The sequence below is a fragment of the Nostoc parmelioides FACHB-3921 genome, assembly GCF_014696625.1.
Taxonomy (GTDB): Bacteria; Cyanobacteriota; Cyanobacteriia; order Cyanobacteriales; family Nostocaceae; genus Trichormus; species Trichormus parmelioides.
Window position 1 is genome coordinate 86380 of sequence record NZ_JACJQL010000016.1, and the last position, 19413, is coordinate 105792.

The window sequence follows — 19413 nt, forward strand, 5'->3', positions numbered from 1 at the left end:
ATTTTCTATCCCTAACATCATCTTAACTGGTGTATATTTCGGAAAGGAGTAATTACTGCAATTTTTTCTCTATAAAATTGTTGTATTTCTCTCTTAAAATACCTGAAATAACTTTTTATAATCCCTCTCATGCTACGTTTAAAAATACAATACTACGATTCACTACCAGTAAATAGAGGCAATATCAACGCTGCAATAATTCCCACAAGCAGAATTATTTCAATTACTCTAAGAGGGAAATTATTTTGCATAAAATTATTAATTACTCCGCCAAAATTAGCTGATAAGTTAATCAACCAATTTTGTAAACGACCAGGCCATTTTGTCGGGCTATCTTCTGGGCGTACCTGCAATGAAAATATGGAAAGTAATAATGGCACACCGCCAACTTTAATAGACATTAAAATGTGAATTGCTAAACAGGCAACAATGACAACCCAACCAATCAGGTGCAAGTAGTACCAAATATGATTTAACTCTCCGGTGGGTAGCCATTCCTCTTTCATCATTCTGCCAGACAACACAGCTAAAACTGCCGCAATTAGCATGAGTGTATTGGCAATTCTTTGTAAGCTCACCCACCAAATCGGTCTACCAAATTGAGTTAAGTTTTGTAATGAATCCTGTTGTAATAGCTTGCGGTTTCCTGCATGAAAGCTATAGAGGGCTAACGCCGGAAACACAAAGAAGAAAAAGACTGCAAATGTGCCGTGAATGTCTATACTTTCCCCAATGCGGGGGATGGGTAACTTGCCGAATCTACCATCGAAGGTATTGTAAACTAAAAAACCTGTGATGATGGCGGCGATCGCTAAAATTCCACTCACACCATGAAGAATCTTTAACAACAACGGCTGATAAGGTGCAGAACGGGACATATTTAAAATATTAGTTAGCTTGTCAATTATTAAGTGCAAATATTATCATATTTTGTCAGTTTATGCTTAAAAGTCCACTCCGATATCCAGGTGGGAAATCAAAAGCTATCAAGCAAATAATTGAATATCTACCAGAAAGCTTTCATGAATATCGAGAACCTTTTGTAGGTGGTGGTTCTGTATTTATTTACTTAAAGCAAAAGTTTCCTGATTTGAAAATTTGGATTAATGATTTAAACACTGAATTATTTCTATTCTGGAAAATTGCCCAATCTAATTTATATCAGCTAGTCAAAGAAATACGTCGAATTAAAGATAAATATCAATATGGTAAATTACTGTTTTTAGAATTAACTACAGTTGATGTCAGCAGTTTATCAAATTTCGACAGAGCAGTAAGATTTTTTGTCCTCAACAGAATTACTTTCTCTGGTACTGTAGAATCAGGGGGTTTCTCTGAACAAGCTTTTCATAAAAGGTTTACCCACTCCTCAATAGAACGATTAGAGAAATTAGAAAATATACTAACTGAAGATATAAAGATTACTAACTTAGACTATAGTCAACTATTGGATAGTGAAGAAAATGATATATTCATATTTTTAGATCCGCCATATTATAGTGCTACAAAATCTAGATTGTATGGTAAAGATGGTAATTTACATACATCATTTGAACATCAGAGATTTGCTACATTATTACAACAATGTCCTCATCGCTGGCTAATTACTTACGACAACTCACCGGAAATACGAGCTAATTTTTCATCTGCTCATATATACGAATGGGAATTGCAGTATGGCATGAATAACTATAAACAAAGCGGTGCTGCGAAGGGAAAAGAGTTATTTATTAGCAATTATGAAATCAAACATAATTTACATAAAATGGCAAAAAATCAACAGAATTTACAGTTAGAAGTTGATATTGCAACCTCGCTTTGATGACAGTCGATTTTTCGGTAGGATAACTGCCATGCCTCTCTAAGTAAACAAACTTGAGCTATGACAACTTCCCCAATCCCTACCCAAGAATCTTCTACTAGTTGGTATCTTCTACTGCAACAATTAATAGATGGTGAATCTCTCAGCCGATCGCAAGCTGCTGAATTGATGCAGGGTTGGCTCAGTGAAGCCGTACCCCCAGAGTTATCTGGCGCAATCTTAACGGCACTCAACTTTAAAGGCGTTTCTGCCGACGAGTTGACTGGTATGGCTGAAGTACTACAATCTCAATCTAAATTGGGGACTGGGGATTGGAGACTGAGTACTGGGAAATATAGCCAATCCCCAATCCCCGATACCCAATCACCATTCCCCATAATCGATACTTGCGGTACTGGTGGCGATGGGTCATCAACTTTTAACATTTCTACGGCTGTGGCGTTTGTGGCGGCTGCTTATGGTGTACCTGTTGCCAAGCATGGTAATCGTTCGGCTTCCAGCTTGACTGGTAGCGCCGATGTTTTAGAAGCTTTGGGCGTTAACTTGAGTGCTTCCCCTGAAAAGGTACAAGCTGCACTGCAAGAAGTCGGGATCACATTTTTGTTTGCCCCTGGTTGGCATCCTGCACTCAAGGCGGTGGCTACTTTGCGACGGACTTTAAGAATCCGCACAGTGTTTAATTTACTGGGGCCGTTGGTCAATCCTTTGCGTCCCACTGGACAAGTGGTGGGATTATTTACTCCCAAACTTTTGACAACTGTTGCCCAAGCTTTAGATAATTTGGGTAAGCAAAAGGCGATCGTACTACATGGGCGAGAAAGGCTGGATGAGGCTGGGTTGGGTGATTTAACTGACTTAGCTGTCTTATCTGATGGTGAAGTACAATTAACCACAATCAATCCCCAAGAAGTGGGTGTGACTCCGGCTCCTATTGGCGCACTCCGGGGTGGTGATGTACAAGAAAATGCAGTGATTCTCAAAGCTGTACTGCAAGGCAAAGGAACCCAAGCACAACAAGACGCTGTGGCTTTAAATGCGGCGTTGGCGCTACAGGTGGCGGGTGCAGTTCCATTATTAGACCATGCCAAAGGTGTGAGTGTCGCTAAGGAGATCCTACAGACTGGTACTGCTTGGGCAAAATTGGAACAATTGGTATACTTTCTGGGGAGCTAGCTTCTGGGTGCAATTGGCGGCGGAACTCTACGACATTGCGCTTAATAGTGACATCGTAATTGCCAAAAAAGTCATGTCCCAAAAGCCCAGTTTCGAGTTCCGCCCCAGCGATCGCTACTGGTACTCTATTTACTATCACCCCTCCCACTGCCATCGAATCTACATAACCAATGGGAAACTCTACACCCTTAGAACTAGCGGTGTTAGCCTTGGCCTTACCCACAGTAACAACTCTCAAAGCATTTGCCATCTGTTGAGTAATCACAGTACCACTGGCTCCAGTATCCACAATCATGTCAAATTGCTGCTGACCGTTAAAAGTCACGGTCACAATTGGTGTACCCCCAATTCGCCGTTTAATTGGGGCGACAAAAACATCTTGTTCCGAGGTAAGTGCTGCGGATATGGGGAAATTTGCTGGTTCTGTTGACAGTTTTGTGCTTCCAGGTGGTGGGACAGGGATGACAAACTGGGGTGAGCTAGACTGTTGAGGCGCAGTTGCCACTACCCTGGGAGTCGGTCTTGTAGGCAATGGTCGGGCGACAGTATTAGCTTGGCGTACAGCATTTTTCATCTGACGCTGATACTCAGAAATTTTAGTTTGAGCGATCGCAAACTCAGGACTTTGTTTTTCGACTTGTTTCATCAGCACGATCGCATCATGGAACTGACTCGCTACCAAATACCAATCATCAGGTGATTGCGCCGATTGACTAATACTCTCAGCACCAGCCGCCTTATCTAACCCCATCTCAAAAGAACTCGGCTCCATTGGCGATGATGGCAACTCTGTTGACTCCGGAATATTGGGTGCTACTTGTGGTTCATCGGAAACTGGTACTGGCAAATCCTCCGTCACCACAGACTGTTGATTGCGAAGAATAGCCGTTTTTTGTTTGTCTGTGCTACAAGCAACACTTAAAAAGGCGATCGTACCAGACAAACAAATCAGGATTGCGCGAGATAAAAAGGGCTGAAGCATAATTAATTGTAATCTTACCTGTTCCAGCGAAGGCATATTGAGGGAGTGGGGAGTCATACCAACATCAAAATTCAAAATTAAGAATCAAGATAGGACAAGCTTTTGGGGCTGTATATTTGTTGCCTTCTTTTTTCAAATTGGTATTACTGCGACTGCGTTCAGTAACCGGAGGAGTAGGGAGTGGGAAATAAGAAATTCTTCTTGTACACCCCTACACCCCCATACCCCTATACCCTTACACCCTCATTTCCCTTCCCCAACGGCTCTGGCATTTTCCCATCATTAGCTATTTTGATTTTAAGTTTTAATTAATTTCCTGGCGAACGTGTAATTCACAAACTCATGGGATAATTAACACTCGCAGTGTGGGTATTAAGGACTAACGACTGAAAAAATCTCAACAATCGCAGAGCAACGGAGAAAAAATTTCTCCAATTCCCAGTCCCCCATCCCCAATCCCCCCAGTCCCCATCCTAATTCATCGCTTATGCCCCTGTCTGACGCAATACCTGCTCTCCTTGTCTTGGCAGATGGAACTGCTTACCGTGGTTGGTCTTTCGGTGCGACGGGAACCACGATTGGCGAAGTCGTCTTCAACACTGGAATGACTGGATATCAAGAAGTGTTGACAGATCCTAGTTACCGTGGTCAAATTGTCGTCTTCACCTATCCCGAATTGGGGAATACAGGCGTTAATCCTGAAGACGAAGAATCAGCACGTCCCCAAGTGCAGGGTGCGATCGCCCGAAATATTTGTCATAAACCGAGTAATTGGCGATCGGCACAATCCTTACCCGACTACCTCAAACAGCACCAAATCCCCGGTATCTTTGGTATAGATACCCGCGCACTCACTCGCAAAATTCGGATGTACGGAGCCATGAACGGCGGTATTTCCACAGAAATTTTGGATGAAGCGGAGTTGTTAGAACAGGTACAAGCAGCTCCTAACATGGCAGGCTTAAACTTAGTCCGGGAAGTTACCACCTCTACAGTCTACGAATGGTCAGATCCCACAACAGCAGTTTGGGAATTTAACCCAGAGGGTACGGTAAATAATGGGGAATCCTTGACAGTTGTCGCCCTAGACTTTGGTGTTAAACGCAATATATTACGTCGTTTAGCCAGTTATGGTTGCCGAGTCATTGTTGTACCTGCCGATACATCACCAGAAGAAATCCTCAAATACAATCCAGATGGTATTTTCCTCTCGAACGGCCCTGGCGACCCATCGGCAGTTACAGAAGGTATTACCACAGCCAAAGTATTGCTCCAAAGCGAAAAACCCATTTTTGGTATTTGTATGGGACACCAAATTTTGGGTCACGCTCTGGGAGCAGACACCTTTAAGCTGAAATTTGGACATCGGGGTTTAAATCAACCAGCCGGTTTACAACAACGGGTAGAAATCACCAGCCAAAACCACAGCTTTGCCATTGACCCAGATTCTTTACCTGAGGCAGTTGTAGAAATCAGCCACCTCAACTTAAATGATCGCACTGTTGCCGGTCTGCGCCACAAATCTCTACCCATATTTTCAGTGCAGTACCACCCAGAAGCCAGTCCTGGCCCTCACGATGCTGATTACTTGTTTGCCCAGTTTGTTCATCAAATGCGGACAACAAAACAAGCCACTACAACAGAAGTGAGTTAAAAAGGGATTGGGGAATAGGAACTAAAGAGGAACCGGGAATAAGGTAAAGGAAATTTGCCACCCAATACCCAACACCCACTACCCGATCCCCATACCCCAGCAGGTTGTAGACAACACGCCCAAAAACCATCTATACTTGAGCGTTCACTTTAACGACGAGGAGGGAATTATTGCTGAACCACTAAATCTAACCGTAAGCCTGAGAGGTACTCGTGAAGTCCGCGATAACTATCAGCTATTCCGCCTCACAGGTCTGTTAGATGCCTTTTCTGAGCCGACGTTTCGCAAGGTACTTGGCGGCAAAATTGATGAAGGCCCAAAGCATATTATTCTGGATCTTTCGCAAATTGACTTTGTTGACAGTTCCGGCTTGGGCGCTCTGGTGCAGCTAGCCAAGCAAGCTCAAACTGCCGAAGGAACCTTGCAAATTGTCACCAATGCACGCGTTACTCAAACTGTCAAGCTCGTTCGCTTAGAGAAGTTTCTCTCACTGCAATCCACAGTTGACGCAGCTGTAGAAAACATCAAGGGTGCTTGACCTCATAGAGAGATTAAGCTATCCGATATTTTTCGGCATAGCTTAATTTATAGAAAGGTTGGCAAAAAACCTCTCTCTGTCTGGGAGAGGTAAAACAGCCAACAATGAGAATAGGAAACCGGGACTAGCTAAAAAATTTACAACTCATCTCTAAGCTCAAGATTGCCAGAGTTTAGGTTGACCAAGTATTTATCCATAGCAAACTAACCAATAAAAAGATATATTAGGAAATGACTTTTCATCGCACTAAATTCATCTGGGTGTAGCAACATGGCGTAGTAGAAGATCAGCCTTTTGGTAGATTTCTTATAAATGTAGTAAAGTATAAAGGCAATATAGATATCTTTTGAAATTTAAAAAAACTGCCAAAACTAGGCATCTAAAATTTTTTATCTTTGCTTTTTAATATTACCCCGTGAAGGAATGATGAATTTGTGAAGTCCCAGGAGGAAGAGTTACTAGATAAACAAGGTGAAGACCTTAAGCCAGATTCATCTTGGAATCAAGCACTCTTGGCAAGCACTGCGCCATTAATTCAAAATATCTCCCGGACACAGTTGCAGCAGATTTCCCCTGCTTCCTTGGCTTATCTAGGAGATGCAATTTATGAACTGTATGTTAGAATGTTTTACCTGCTGCCACTACAGCGATCAGATGCTTACCATCGTTTAGTAGTAGCACAAGTAAGAGCAGAAACACAGGCGCTACATTTGCGATCGCTGACTCCTTACCTGAGGGCAAGTGAATTAGAAATTGTCCGCCGAGGCCGTAATGCTGCCACAGGTCGTCCCAAACGGGTTGATCCCGAAATATATCAACAAGCCACGAGTCTTGAAGCTTTAATAGGCTACCTTTATCTCACCGATTTCCCACGTTTAACCGAACTGTTACAGAAAATCCATCTAGAGAAAGAAGAATAATTTAACTACTCAATCTCAGCGATTGGAAGCTTTTTAAGTTTAGGTTCAGTACATACAGGAATCGGACTGTCTACCCATGCGCCATACGCCAAAATCCTATGACTAACAAACCTAAAAAAATCAAGACTGCCAGCGAAGCGAATCGCGGACAACCCGTAAAAATCAAGGGTAAGCGTGTCATTGCTAATCCTATTCGTAGTCACAAAAATGGGGAGAGTAATCCTGGCTCTAGCAGCAGTTCACGCCCTCCGCGTCCACGCCGTCAATTTTCTGATGCAGCACCTATTGCCAAAGCCAAAGAAGAGAACGAAAGCGACATTATCTACGGCCGTCATCCAGTACTGAGTGCGCTGGAAAATCAACGTGGCCTCAACCGCATCTGGGTAACTCCTCGACTGCGTTACGATCCCCGGTTTCACAATTTGATTCTCCAAGCCAAAGAAAATGGAGCAGTCATAGACGAAGTGGAACCCAAACGCTTAGACCAAATCACCGACCAAGCTAATCACCAAGGCATTGCTGCACAGATCGCCCCTTACTCATATATTGAGTTATATGAACTAATCGCCCAAGCTAAGTCTGTAACAGATCCCGTCATCATCGTTGCTGATGGCATCACCGACCCCCATAATTTAGGGGCAATTATTCGTACAGCCGAAGCAATTGGCGCTCAAGGCTTGGTAATTCCCCAAAGAAGAGCCTCCGGGATCACCTCTACAGTTGTGAAAGTAGCAGCAGGGGCTTTAGAAAATTTTCCTGTGGCAAGGGTAGTGAATCTCAGCAGGGCTTTAGAAGATTTAAAAGAGGCGGGCTTCTGGATTTATGGAACTGCGGCTGGAGGTAGCGAACCTCTGCACACAGTCAGTTTCCGAGGCCCCATTGTTTTAGTCATCGGCTCGGAAGGCGAAGGTTTGAGTATGTTAACTCAGCGCTCATGTGATGTTTTGGTATCAATTCCCCTGATGGGTAAGACCCCTAGTCTGAATGCCTCAGTTGCCGCAGGAATGGCGCTTTATGAGATTTTCCGCCAACGCTCATTAAACACTTTGTACCTAGATAAATTGCCAAAGCCTCTATGAAAATAATCAGTAAAAGAGTATAAAGAAATGTAACAACAAAAAATAGCAATCTCTATTGCTGAACATTCAGTACCACTTTGATCAATTGGCGACAACCATGAAAACAATTTGGCAAAACCTGAAAGAAACCACAATTAATACTTTCAATACTTTTGGCTTGGCTTGGTGGGTGGAGATTACTACTCAAAACCCGCGCTGCACATACTACTTCGGGCCTTTTCTCAATTCTGCTGAGGCGAAGGTAGCCATCAAAGGCTACGTTGAGGATTTAGAAACGGAAGGGGCGCAAGGAATAGGTGTGAACGTGAAGCGCTGCAAACCTAATAACTTGACGATTGCTGAAGACCTGGGGGAACGTCTTGACCGCAAAGTAAAGCCTGCCTTTAGCGGTCAGATGTAAGTTAGGCAATTAGTTAATAGTCATTAGTCATTAGTCATTAGTGATTACATTAAACTCTTGACTTGGGACTTTTGACTGTGGACTTCGTATTGTTAATTACTCATTACCTGTGAGTTGTTTGCTAACCACAGGTCAATATCGTTTATTACCTGCTGGGGTATTTCCCAGGGGAAAAGATGGGCGGTGTGAGGGTAGCAGTGCCACTGACTATGTTTGAGATGTTGGGCTGTTTCTAAACTAGAATCGGCTGTTATGTGTCTATCTTGAGCGCCAGCCAGCACGAGACTAGGGCAATGAATTTGCTCAAGCTCTGGGAGTCGGTTGTATCCTAAACGCAAGGCGCTGTTAAGGGCGCGAGTGGCAGATGGAGAAGTTTGCAAGTAAGCTGGCAAAGCTTCCTTGGCTATGTAATTATATGCAGTGGGTGTGTGTTGTTGTATGAGATAACGAAACAGCGATCGCTTGCCAAAAGTTTCAATATTCCAGCGCCAGCTTGGTTTGATATAGTTCAGTAACCCAGCAATACCTGTGTAAAGATTATCTTGCCAATAAATTGGTGGATGATTACCACGGGGTCTAGCTGCTGTTGCCACCAAAATCAAACCAGTGACACGCTGCGGTAGGCGCAAAGCCAATTCCATCGCTAAAATCCCACCCAAAGACCATCCCAATACTAAGCATTTCTCGATCTGCAAACGATCTAATAAAGCTTCTAAGTCGGTTAAATGATCCTGCATGGTAAAGTTACCCCGAAAGCGACTTGTGCCGTAGCCACGCAAATCAGGGGCAATAGTCTGGTAACGTTTTGATAAGTGATTTGTAAAAACCGAAAGACTCCGACCACTACCAGGATGTCCATGTAATCCTAATATGGGGAAACCTTGACCTTGGATATGAATGTTAAGTTTCTCAGTCACAGTAATTAATTGAAAATTCTTAATACCCAATGAGTAGGGGCGGGTTAATCAAATAAATATGATGAACAATTAAGGATGCTCCCGCCCGTCCCTACAAAACCAGATTTTAAATTGTTAGCTTCCTCTGCTACCCTACTCTCTGGCGTTCATTATTTCGTGTGCCTAACTTCCACCACAGTATGAACGTTCCCACGGGGGGTAAAATCAGCTTTGACAGTTGCTTCTAGAGGGTCGCAAGCTGCGACAAAATCGTCGAGAATTTGGTTGGCTGATTCTTCGTGGGAAATGTAGCGATCGCGATAACTGTTAATGTAAAGTTTGAGAGCCTTTAATTCCACCACTCGCTCATCAGGCACATAGGTAATATAAATAGTGGCAAAATCAGGATAACCGGAAAATGGACACTTACAAGTAAATTCCGGCAAGGTAATATTAATATCATAGCGCCGACCCACACGCGGATTGGGAAAGGTAATTAATTGTCCTTCCGCAATCTCCCGTTCGCCATACTTAACTTCCTGGCTAGGCTGAGATACCGTTTCCGATGAAGAATTACTCATAAATTATTAGTCCAAAGAAATGTAAAGATCCATCACTAATAACTTAACATCCAACACCCAGCACCCAGCCCTCGAAGCTATTCTCGCTCCCAATCAGGACAACTTCCATCATCCCACCCATGAGGGTGCATACCACAGACTAGCAAATTACCTCCATATACATGACCGTGGTAATTACTGCAACCTATACAGGCAGCATTTTGTTCTGTTGTTGCTTCGACTGAATAAGGAAAGCCAGGATCAACATCCGCCACAACATCCTCTAGTTCCCAGTAGATATCCAGAATCGGCTCGGTTAAATCCTGTAAATACTGGTCAACTTCGGTAACAATACTGTTTTGGACTTGTTCAGTGAATTCTTCTGTTAGCTCAAAAAAGGCATCTACCATTTCACCCATTCCTAAGAAGAAGCGTTCTACTTCATCGGCCGCAGTTTCCACCATTTCCATCAAATCTTTTTGCCATTGATCCATAAACTTAACGCCCTGGCTTGCAAAAAATAGGACGCATAGTGCTACTTGACTGGAAACACTAAAGTACACCCTAGATCACATATATTATAGATTCTCAGGTACGTACTAGTACGCCCAGTTCACACTGTGCTGATAGGACTTTTAACTGAGCGATCGCTATTCTTTTTGCAATCTTTTTAACTCTTCTTGCAGATCTAGCACTTGTTGGCGCAGTTCATCTACTTTTTCTGTTGATGCCTCTTTCACCGTTGGTTCTTCATCTTCCTCTAAAATTTCGATGCGACGAGGTTCAGAAGAGGGCGGTTTTTCTGGAGCTTCATCTGTTGCTGGAGGCTGTTGGGCTTGCTTCATCATGTCTTCCACAAAGCGACGGGCTTCGTCTGTGGTCATTTCACCCTTGGCAACCATCTCGTCTGCCAGTTTTTGGACTTGCGATCGCAGTTCAGTTAATTTACCCCCGGCTTTCTCGCCAGCGTAAGAAGCCAATCCGACACCGAGGTAAAAAGCTTTTTGAACAATATCTCCAAAACCAGGCATTGCTGCTGATAGCTCCTAATAAATAGGGCGACCCGGAGACTACGCCTACTACAAGCATCCCGTGTTGCTGCTACCTTCCGGTCCTGACAAGGTTTAGGCGTTGGAGTCGCATAGATCCAGGTCTACTAATAATATAACATCAAATTCCGTAACTGTGCGTTATTCTACGACAATTTTCCATTCGTAAAGTTTAAAGTTGACACAACCGTTCTTCACCAAGGGATCATTGGCAACAATGGCCTCAGCTTCTGCCATCGAAGCAGCCTCAAACAGTAACATCCCGCCGCCAAATTGCGCCCAATAACCTGTTCGGGCTTTGTAACCCTTAGTAATTAAATATCTCACGTAAGCTTGGTGAGCTGGCACGTATTGGTCAAAGATGGATTTATCCACTTTGCCTTCTTCTAACTTGACGAACCACGGCATTTTGCTTGCAACCTCTAGAAATCCTATGTTCTAATATTTTTAACGGTAATGTTATCTTTAGGGAAATAAAGTGAGGAGCGATCGCAGTTTTTTAGATCGTTAATTTTCCAACTACTGTATTTAATGTTCCCTTTTGAATTTTGAATTTACCAAAAAGTCGTTTTTTCGTTGCCTTGCTACCGCCGCAAGAGATACAAGACTACGCCAACCAAATCAAACAGTATTTTGCAGATCATTACGCTAGTCGCCACGCGCAAAAGTCGCCGCCACACATTACACTACAACCACCTTTTGAGTGGGTAGATAATAATATATCTATACTGGAAACATCCTTGAGAGATTTTGCCAGCCAGCAACAGTCGATACCAGTAACTCTCAGTGGTTTTGATGCCTTTGCACCCCGTGTCATCTATATCAATGTCGAGAGAAGTCCAGAACTGTTAAACTTGCAAACTGAGTTAATCGCCCATACAGAAGCTACCTTGAAGATTGTAGACGCAGTTGGTAAACAACGCCCTTTTGTACCACACATGACAGTAGCATTTCGAGACTTAACAAAACAAAACTTTCAGGCTGCTTGGCCAGAATTTGCTAATCGTCAACTAGATTTTGAATTCACTGCGGATAAGTTAACTTTGCTGATTCATGATGGTAGACGTTGGCTGATTAAATCAGAGTTTAATTTCCTCTAATCGGCATCACATATAACTTTTTATTACAGATGCTTTGCGTGTAAAGACAGAAAGGTTTGATTATTAAGTGTATATATTAATCAAATAACTACACTTAACATGAGTATCACGGAGACGCTTAGAAAAGGGTCAAAAGGCTCAGAAGTGAGCGAACTGCAAGAAATATTAGTTAAACTAAAATTCGATCTAGGTCGGATAGATGGTGATTTCGGTAACAAAACAGAAGCGGCTGTCAAACAATTCCAACAAAAACAAAATATTACTCCTGATGGAGTAGTAGAGATAAATACTCGTAATGCTTTAAATAAAGCCATTCAGCGACAAATAGAAATAGCAAAACTTTATGGTGGAGCTTCTGGTAAATTACCATTACCAGGGGTGAATTTAATCAAAGAATTTGAAGGCTGTAAGTTGATAGCTTATCCCGACCCTCTCTCTAAAGGTAAACCTTATACTATTGGTTGGGGTTCTACTGTAAAAAAAGATGGTAGCGAATGGTCTTTGGGGGAAAAAATTACCCAAGTAGAGGCGGATGAACTATTAATTTTTCAGTTAGAGCGTAAATATTTACCACCTCTAGAGAGAATACCTAGATGGGAAGATTTCAATCCTTACCAACAAGGAGCATTATTGAGTTTTGCTTATAACCTGGGGGCGAATTTCTATGGTTCTAAGGGTTTTGAGACAATTACTAGAGTATTGAGTAATCAAGAGTGGGACAAAATTGAACCCACTCTAATTATGTATAGAAATCCGGGTAGTCCAGTTGAGCCGGGATTAAGACGCAGACGAGAGGCTGAGGCTAAACTCTTTCTTCAACCATTGTCATGGTCTTAGGAGGGAGTTATTTAACATCAGTTATCAGGCTAAATCGAACAGTAATAACTCTGTACCGATGCTAGTACTGATTTTCAGTTGCTCTTCTCCGTTGATTTGTACGCCATCACCTGCTCTGAGTTCTGCACCATTTAAGGTGGCAATACCTTGAGCGATTTGCAACCAAGCATAGCGATCGCCTTTTACGTGATAATTGACTACATCACCTGGTTCTAAAATAGAGGCGTAGATATCAACATTTTGGTGAATAGTAACAGCACCATCACGTCCGTCTTTAGCAGCTACAAGACGCAGTTGACCACGTTTTTCTTCTGGGGTGAAAGCTTTCTGTTGGTATCTGGGTGCTAATCCTTTTTCGTCAGGTAAAATCCAAATTTGCAGTAAATGTAACGGTTCGTTGCGTGAGTGGTTAAATTCACTATGTTGAATCCCCGTACCAGCACTCATAATCTGCACATCACCGGGACGAATAACTGAACCAGTACCCAAACTGTCTTTATGCTCTACTGCACCAGAGAGTACATAAGTGAGAATTTCCATGTCACGATGTCCATGAGTGGGAAATCCTGCACCAGGTGCAATGCGGTCGTCATTGATTACTCGTAAGGAACGGAATCCCATCCGGTTGGGGTCATAAAAACTGCTGAAAGAAAATGTGTGATAACTATCAAGCCAACCTGTTTGACTACGACCCCGTGCATTTCTATCATGAATTAGATGGTTTATTGTATTTTGAGACATAGATTCACCTCGTTAATTGGTAATTTTTAATTGGTGATAAAAGAATACATTTTTTATGGTTTCAATTTGGCAAAATATTTTTTTAAAAAATACATTTTTGTTTTTTATAATTTATTTTTTGAACTATTTAAATAGTAAGGTATGGCAATATAAAATGAAAAGTACGCACTAAAAAGTGGCGTACTTACCAAAAAGATACTATGAAATTGCAATTATAGAGATTCCCAAAAAAGTTTATCTAACAGCAGCTGGCTGTTGAATTTTATTAGCAATTGCACCACCGTCTTCTTTAACTGCTGCTGCTTGTAGATGCGCGTCTAGGAACCACAGTCGCTTGTCAATGGTGCGGGAGATTTCGGTATAAAGGTCTGCGGTGTCAGCATCACCTAAATCATCAGTTTTAGTGATCGCTGCTCGGATATGCTTGGCGTAGGGTGCAAATCGGTCTGCTAAAGCTGCTACGTACTCTTGACTATCCAAAATATCAAAGGGAAATTCTGGCAAAATCGAATTTTTAGCGGCGGCGCGTGCTGTTCCCACGGCATATCCACCCAAAGCAGTTACCCTTTCAGCAACAAGATCAACAAACTCTTCTAATTCGCCAGCGAGTTCGTCGAATAATTCATGTAACTGATAGAAATCAGTACCTTTTACATTCCAATGGGCTTGTTTTGCCTGAGTTTTTAAGTCCAGAGTGGCTGCTAAAGTTTGATTGAGGATAGCAACAATTTGCACCCGTTTTTCAGCCGGAATATCAATGCGGGTGGGATAGAGACGTGATGACAGAGTATTATCACTCATGATTCTACCTAATGGCTCGTGCGAATTGACTCTCTAGATAGTAGGATTAAGTGCCTTTTGTGCGTAACTCTCTAGCGATAGATAACATTCATCTTAGACATGGATGCCAGCGATAGATGCAGAAAAACGATGAATGCGCTATCCTAAAGCTGTTTTTCGCTACAAATTGGTATTCGCAGTATTTTATTTTCATTTTCTCTGCCCAATGTGATAGCAGAGGGTTAACTGGACTTGATAAGCTAATGGGTGCCTAAATTGCATAACTACTAATCAGGGCTGTTGACTGTTAACAGTTAACAGCCCTCACGACGGATTGTGCAACTTGAAAGCAGAATAGCTTATTAGATACCTGTCGTCTTCTTAATGCAACTGCATTACAATTATCCTGTCGCACCTCACAAAACAGGTAAATAAATATGGGCAGCAAATGTAGGTAAAGTTGCTGTTCATGGAAAAAAACAGCTTATTTACCGAATTTAGAACCTGTATTTGCTACGTAAATATACTTTACTGCATCCAAAAACTATGGATTTATCAAACTTTACTACACTGCAAAACTTAGAAGCTGCCTTTGGTGGGGAATCGATGGCAAATCGTAAGTATTTATTTTTTGCCGAAGTAGCCCGTAAACTGGGATTTACAGATTTAGCTAAACTATTTCGTGAAACAGCAGAGCAAGAGACAGAACACGCTTTTGCCCATTTTGAGTTACTGCATCCTGAATTGGTTGTAGAAAATCCCTCTGCTTTAACTGACGAACAAAAGCGAGAAATTGTCTCTCGGTGTTTATCTTTGGCTATTGAAGGCGAAACCTATGAATACACTACAATGTATCCAGATTTTGCCGCAGCTGCCCAGAGCGATCGCGATCATCCGGCTGCGGAAGAATTTCTCAAACAAGCACAAGAATCTAGCGAACACGCCAGCACTTTCCGCGAAGCTGCACACCGCTTTGGCTTATTGAAGTTTATCGAAAATTACCACGCCGATCGCTACACTGAAGCCTTAGAAGTATTAAATGGTGGACAACCAGTCGCCAGAGTCGTTGGCGAAGATCCCAGCACTCGCAAATGGATTTGTAGACAATGCAGCATGATTTATGATCCTGTTGCTGGCGATCCCGATTCTGGTATTGCGCCAGGTACACCATTTGAAGATATCCCCGATGATTGGCAATGTCCGATTTGTGGTGCTACCAAAAAGACTTTTAAACTACTTGAGGAAAAAATCGCAGCTTAGAGATATAAGCTAATGCACGTCAAAATTGTGTAACTACTAATAATATCTGTTAACTGTTGACGGTCAACGGTCAACAGTCAACAGCCCTCACAATGGATTGTGCAACTCAAAAGCAGAATAGCTTATTACCCATTCCCAAGCATCAATCAAACTAGATATTACAGAACAGCGTGTTTTTTTTGACCTTGAAGTATTTCTGTTGCTTTTTCAGCAGAAAGAGGCTTATGGAACAAGAAACCTTGGACATCCTGACAATTAATTGATTTTAAAAAATCAAGTTCTTCCTGTTTTTCTACCCCCTCAGCAGTTAGCCTCAAACCTAAACTCCTGCCCAAAGTCACGATCGCCTTAACGATATGTGCTACTTTGCTATCTGTGGTCAATGCTTTGATGAAAGACCCATCAATTTTTAGATTGTGGAGTGGTAAAAGCTGCAACCGAGATAAGGAAGAATGACCAGTACCAAAGTCATCAATGGCAATATCAACGCCCATCTGCTGCAAATTTTCTAACACATTCCTAGTAAAATCAATATCCTCAATAGCTGTTGATTCCGTAATTTCTAATTCTAAAAACTCTGGTTCTAGACCTGTTTCAGCTAAAATTGTCGAGACAAGTTCTAGCAAATTGGGTTGACGGAACTGTTTGGGAGAAAGGTTAACAGCCATTTGCAAAGGATATAATCCAGCTTTTTGCCAAGCTCGGTTTTGCATACAGGCTGTACGCAATACCCATTCACCAATAGGAATAATTAACCCAGTTTCTTCAGCGATGGGAATAAAAATACTCGGTGCGACTATCCCCATCTCTGGATGTTGCCAGCGTAACAATGCTTCCATACCAGTAATTTGTCCGGTCAGGATATTAACGCGGGGTTGATAATAAACTTTTAATTCTTGCTTTTCTAAGGCATAACGCAGACTTTTTTCTAAAGTTAGCAGTTCTGGTGTTTTACCACTTAAGCTTGTGGTGTAAAACTGATAGTTATTTCTGCCCTCATCTTTGGCATGATACAGGGCTGCATCTGCGTGTTTAATTAAAGCTTCTGCGTCTGGACTATGTTGATCCAGTAAGGCTATGCCCAGACTAGCGCTCACATAAAGTTCATGTCCATCCAGATGGAAAACTTCTTCTAAAGCTTTGAGAATTCTGCAAGCTGCCTGGGTGACTTCTTCAAGATAACTGATGCGGGGTAGAAGAATTGTAAATTCATCACCTCCCCAACGAGAAACCGTGTCTCCACTTCTAAGACAGTCACGCAATCTTTGAGCAACGCTTTGTAATAAGCGATCGCCTAAGCTATGACCCAGAGTATCATTAATGACTTTGAAGCGATCCAGGTCGAGGAACATAACAGCTAAACTCTCTTGACTGCGCGATGCGTTAGCTAAAGCTTTAGCCAGTAATTCATTAAATAGTAAGCGATTGGGTAATCCTGTCAGCAAATCATGTAGGGCTTGGTAGCGAATTTTTTCTTCCACTTGTTGACGTTGCCAAGCACCACTAATACTAGCTGCCATTGTCAAAAGCGTAGATTCTTCATGCCTTGACCAGTAACGCTCTTGAGTGCAATCTGCTAAACCAAGGTAGCCCCAAAATTGATCTTCTAGTCCCAGAGGTACTAACAATAGAGACTGAATTCCCTGCCTTTCTAGAAGTTCCCGTTCAGCCACTGGCAATTTTCGCCTCAGTTCATTGATCGATTTACCACTAGATAAAACACTGTACCAACGTGATAATTCCGCAGACTGATAAGGCTTATTCTGCCAATCTTGAATAGAAGGCTGGAGGTCGGAGCAATACCATTCAAATTGTAAGCTTACTGCCATTTTCCCCGTAATGGTATGAGGATGGTTTTTAAATAAATAAGCTCGATCTGCCTGGGCAGCTTCACCCACTACAGCTAAGGCTTTTTCAATAGCAGTGTCATAATTCATTTCCACAACTAGCCAATTAGCTGCTTCTGCTACTGCCTGCAACAGGCGATCGCGCTGGTGTAGTTCGGCTTCAGCTTGTTTTTGTTCAGTAACATCACGTATGATATATGTTCTAATTAAATCGCTTTCTGGTAAATTATGGACTGACTGCTCATAAACTGCATGACCAACTGTCACTTCTCGGACAAACGGATTGATTTGGGGATTTTCAGCAATATTGAGAATATCTTTTAAAATCGGATGCTGCTGACCCAGTTCTCGCAAATCTGGAAATTTCACAGATGCAGCTGGGTTGATATATGTGACTCTTCCCTCTAAATCCGTCTCAATAATTGGATTGGGAATCAGTTCTGGGAAAGATGCTAAACGAGCTAAAGCAGTCTCACTAGCGCCTTCAAACTCAGGATCAACAACTAAAGTTTGAAAAGGGTTCACAGGTTGGGATAGCTCAGATAAAAATGTTGATAAGTCTTCAACATCGGCAGATGCAAAAAAAGCTTTTTCGGAAATGTTGGAAATAGCATAATATTTAGCTTGAGCTTGATGGCTCCCAAAGTTAATCACATCCCCGTGCCGGAGATTGTGGGAAAAGCATCTAGTCCCATTTACAAGTAAGCCATTAGTGCTTCCTTGTCCTTTGAAGTTGCCATCAATGATGCGAAAGCTACATTGATCAGTCCCCGGAAGGGTTACCCGCAGTAAAATGGCGTGTTGTCTGGATACTGACCGAGAATGGAGAACAATCGCATTACTGGGATGCCGTCCAATAGAATAAGTGGCCTCCTGCAATGGTATAGTGCGCTGTCCTTGCAAGTCTTGGACAACTAGTATGTGGCGTATTTTTTCCCACTCGTTGCCTGGCATTATTCTTTCTCAAATCCTCAAATATTTTGAATATACGGTTGAAATATATCAATTAGACTTTACTATTTATAACAGCCATTTTTTCTTATGCACATCAATTAATTATTCAGCTTTCTTAATGCCAAAATTAGATTAACTCACAAGTTGATGGCAAAATTTGAAGACTTGTGAGAGTCTTTGTTTAAGTAGAACATGGTAAATAATTTAAGTTTTGCAGAGAGAACTTTAGTTATGAAAAAGAACTAAAGTCCTGATTACGAAAAAAGTGAGAGTATTTTTACATTACTTAACATAGGTTGTTTTTTCGGCGTTGCATAAATGCGGGACAAAAATCATCCCACTAATCAGCAATGCCGTTTTTTCCAGTTGTTCTGACTTGAACAAGGGATGTAGGGATATAAGGGAACGACTTTTTCATGTTTTCTTGTGTATGTAGTTCATGATGGCTACTTATCTAAATATTTACTTTGCACCATGATGATTATTGACAAATAATATACATAATTTCTTTTGGAAATTTATTATTGAATGTTGACTATAAATAATAACAATAGACCTTTAATCCTCAATATTTCTTGCGTATTATTACTTATTTTGTATGAATTTTGTATATTTTGTATACAAAGTTGAGGACGATCGCTGCATATATAGCTGTTGACGGTTGACAGACTGGAAATACCAACTCACCAAAATAGGACAACAGATAATACCAATTTGAAAAAATAATTCGACAGATATACAGCCCCAAACGCTTATCCTGTCTTGATTCTTAATTTTGAATTTTGAATTTTGAATTTTGAATTGGTATAACTTGGGTGAGA

Annotated in this window: 20 protein-coding genes and 1 other RNA gene; 10 read left to right on the plus strand and 11 right to left on the minus strand. The window is 41.8% G+C overall.

What is annotated here, in order from left to right:
- Positions 1 to 152: 152 nt before the first annotated feature.
- Positions 153 to 878 carry a cytochrome b/b6 domain-containing protein gene (locus H6G14_RS13460; protein WP_190567889.1) on the minus strand — a complete coding sequence of 242 codons (726 nt, stop codon included), beginning with the start codon at positions 876 to 878 and terminating at the stop codon, positions 153 to 155.
- 62 nt (positions 879 to 940) lie between these two features.
- Between H6G14_RS13460 and H6G14_RS13465 the strand changes: the two genes are divergently transcribed.
- Together H6G14_RS13465 and trpD are read left to right on the plus strand one after the other, a co-directional pair.
- Positions 941 to 1822: a DNA adenine methylase gene (locus H6G14_RS13465; RefSeq protein ID WP_190567890.1), complete on the plus strand. Its 882-nt coding sequence runs from the start codon at positions 941 to 943 to the stop codon at positions 1820 to 1822.
- A 60-nt stretch (positions 1823 to 1882) separates the two neighbouring features.
- On the plus strand, positions 1883 to 2995 hold the full coding sequence (gene trpD, locus H6G14_RS13470; protein WP_190567891.1) for an anthranilate phosphoribosyltransferase: 1113 nt from the start codon (positions 1883 to 1885) through the stop codon (positions 2993 to 2995).
- Here trpD and H6G14_RS13475 read toward each other — a convergent pair.
- Positions 2925 to 4013, minus strand: a complete 1089-nt coding sequence (locus tag H6G14_RS13475; protein ID WP_242053424.1) for a retropepsin-like aspartic protease family protein — start codon at positions 4011 to 4013, stop codon at positions 2925 to 2927. The genes trpD and H6G14_RS13475 overlap by 71 nt on opposite strands.
- A gap of 451 nt (positions 4014 to 4464) precedes the next feature.
- Here H6G14_RS13475 and carA point away from each other — a divergent pair, with 451 nt between their 5' ends.
- The 5 genes from carA to H6G14_RS13500 all read left to right on the plus strand — a co-directional run bounded on the left by carA (position 4465) and on the right by H6G14_RS13500 (position 8568).
- Complete coding sequence (gene carA, locus H6G14_RS13480; RefSeq protein WP_190567893.1) at positions 4465 to 5631, plus strand: glutamine-hydrolyzing carbamoyl-phosphate synthase small subunit; 1167 nt, start codon at positions 4465 to 4467, stop codon at positions 5629 to 5631.
- Between the two features lie 136 nt (positions 5632 to 5767).
- On the plus strand, positions 5768 to 6169 hold the full coding sequence (locus tag H6G14_RS13485; RefSeq protein WP_011321086.1) for an STAS domain-containing protein: 402 nt from the start codon (positions 5768 to 5770) through the stop codon (positions 6167 to 6169).
- Positions 6170 to 6603: 434 nt separating this feature from the next.
- Complete coding sequence (locus H6G14_RS13490; RefSeq protein WP_190567894.1) at positions 6604 to 7089, plus strand: ribonuclease III domain-containing protein; 486 nt, start codon at positions 6604 to 6606, stop codon at positions 7087 to 7089.
- Positions 7090 to 7187: 98 nt separating this feature from the next.
- The gene (gene rlmB / locus H6G14_RS13495; RefSeq protein WP_190567895.1) at positions 7188 to 8168 is read left to right on the plus strand and encodes a 23S rRNA (guanosine(2251)-2'-O)-methyltransferase RlmB; all 981 of its coding nucleotides are present in this window, start codon (positions 7188 to 7190) and stop codon (positions 8166 to 8168) included.
- Between the two features lie 97 nt (positions 8169 to 8265).
- Positions 8266 to 8568 carry a DUF1816 domain-containing protein gene (locus H6G14_RS13500; RefSeq protein WP_190567896.1) on the plus strand — a complete coding sequence of 101 codons (303 nt, stop codon included), beginning with the start codon at positions 8266 to 8268 and terminating at the stop codon, positions 8566 to 8568.
- Positions 8569 to 8660: 92 nt separating this feature from the next.
- Here the strand turns inward: H6G14_RS13500 and H6G14_RS13505 are convergent, their stop codons facing one another.
- From H6G14_RS13505 to H6G14_RS13530, 6 genes are all read right to left on the minus strand, one after another.
- Positions 8661 to 9485: an alpha/beta fold hydrolase gene (locus H6G14_RS13505; RefSeq protein ID WP_190567897.1), complete on the minus strand. Its 825-nt coding sequence runs from the start codon at positions 9483 to 9485 to the stop codon at positions 8661 to 8663.
- Positions 9486 to 9634: 149 nt separating this feature from the next.
- Positions 9635 to 10045 (minus strand): preQ(1) synthase, encoded by a 411-nt coding sequence (queF, locus tag H6G14_RS13510; RefSeq protein WP_190567898.1) that lies wholly within the window; start codon positions 10043 to 10045, stop codon positions 9635 to 9637.
- Positions 10046 to 10122: 77 nt separating this feature from the next.
- The gene (locus tag H6G14_RS13515) at positions 10123 to 10518 is read right to left on the minus strand and encodes a hypothetical protein (RefSeq protein WP_011321092.1); all 396 of its coding nucleotides are present in this window, start codon (positions 10516 to 10518) and stop codon (positions 10123 to 10125) included.
- Between the two features lie 156 nt (positions 10519 to 10674).
- A complete protein-coding gene (locus H6G14_RS13520; protein ID WP_190567899.1) occupies positions 10675 to 11055 on the minus strand; it encodes a phasin family protein in 381 nt (126 codons plus the stop codon).
- Positions 11056 to 11081: 26 nt separating this feature from the next.
- An RNA gene (ffs, locus tag H6G14_RS13525) (signal recognition particle sRNA small type) lies at positions 11082 to 11178 on the minus strand.
- 36 nt (positions 11179 to 11214) lie between these two features.
- Positions 11215 to 11481, minus strand: a complete 267-nt coding sequence (locus H6G14_RS13530) for a YciI family protein (protein WP_190567900.1) — start codon at positions 11479 to 11481, stop codon at positions 11215 to 11217.
- A gap of 140 nt (positions 11482 to 11621) precedes the next feature.
- Here H6G14_RS13530 and H6G14_RS13535 point away from each other — a divergent pair, with 140 nt between their 5' ends.
- Both H6G14_RS13535 and H6G14_RS13540 read left to right on the plus strand, forming a co-directional pair.
- Positions 11622 to 12173: a 2'-5' RNA ligase family protein gene (locus tag H6G14_RS13535; RefSeq protein WP_190567901.1), complete on the plus strand. Its 552-nt coding sequence runs from the start codon at positions 11622 to 11624 to the stop codon at positions 12171 to 12173.
- 99 nt (positions 12174 to 12272) lie between these two features.
- Entirely contained in the window at positions 12273 to 13010 is a 738-nt protein-coding gene (locus H6G14_RS13540) for a glycoside hydrolase family protein (RefSeq protein ID WP_190567902.1), read from the plus strand.
- 24 nt (positions 13011 to 13034) lie between these two features.
- On the opposite strand, the gene H6G14_RS13545 is transcribed toward H6G14_RS13540, so the two are convergent.
- Together H6G14_RS13545 and dps are read right to left on the minus strand one after the other, a co-directional pair.
- Positions 13035 to 13751, minus strand: a complete 717-nt coding sequence (locus tag H6G14_RS13545) for a pirin family protein (protein ID WP_190567903.1) — start codon at positions 13749 to 13751, stop codon at positions 13035 to 13037.
- 234 nt (positions 13752 to 13985) lie between these two features.
- Positions 13986 to 14552 carry a DNA starvation/stationary phase protection protein Dps gene (gene dps, locus H6G14_RS13550; protein ID WP_190567904.1) on the minus strand — a complete coding sequence of 189 codons (567 nt, stop codon included), beginning with the start codon at positions 14550 to 14552 and terminating at the stop codon, positions 13986 to 13988.
- Positions 14553 to 15077: 525 nt separating this feature from the next.
- Here dps and H6G14_RS13555 point away from each other — a divergent pair.
- Positions 15078 to 15791 carry a rubrerythrin family protein gene (locus tag H6G14_RS13555; RefSeq protein ID WP_190567905.1) on the plus strand — a complete coding sequence of 238 codons (714 nt, stop codon included), beginning with the start codon at positions 15078 to 15080 and terminating at the stop codon, positions 15789 to 15791.
- 158 nt (positions 15792 to 15949) lie between these two features.
- On the opposite strand, the gene H6G14_RS13560 is transcribed toward H6G14_RS13555, so the two are convergent.
- The gene (locus tag H6G14_RS13560; RefSeq protein WP_190567906.1) at positions 15950 to 18592 is read right to left on the minus strand and encodes an EAL domain-containing protein; all 2643 of its coding nucleotides are present in this window, start codon (positions 18590 to 18592) and stop codon (positions 15950 to 15952) included.
- Positions 18593 to 19413 lie beyond the last annotated feature (821 nt).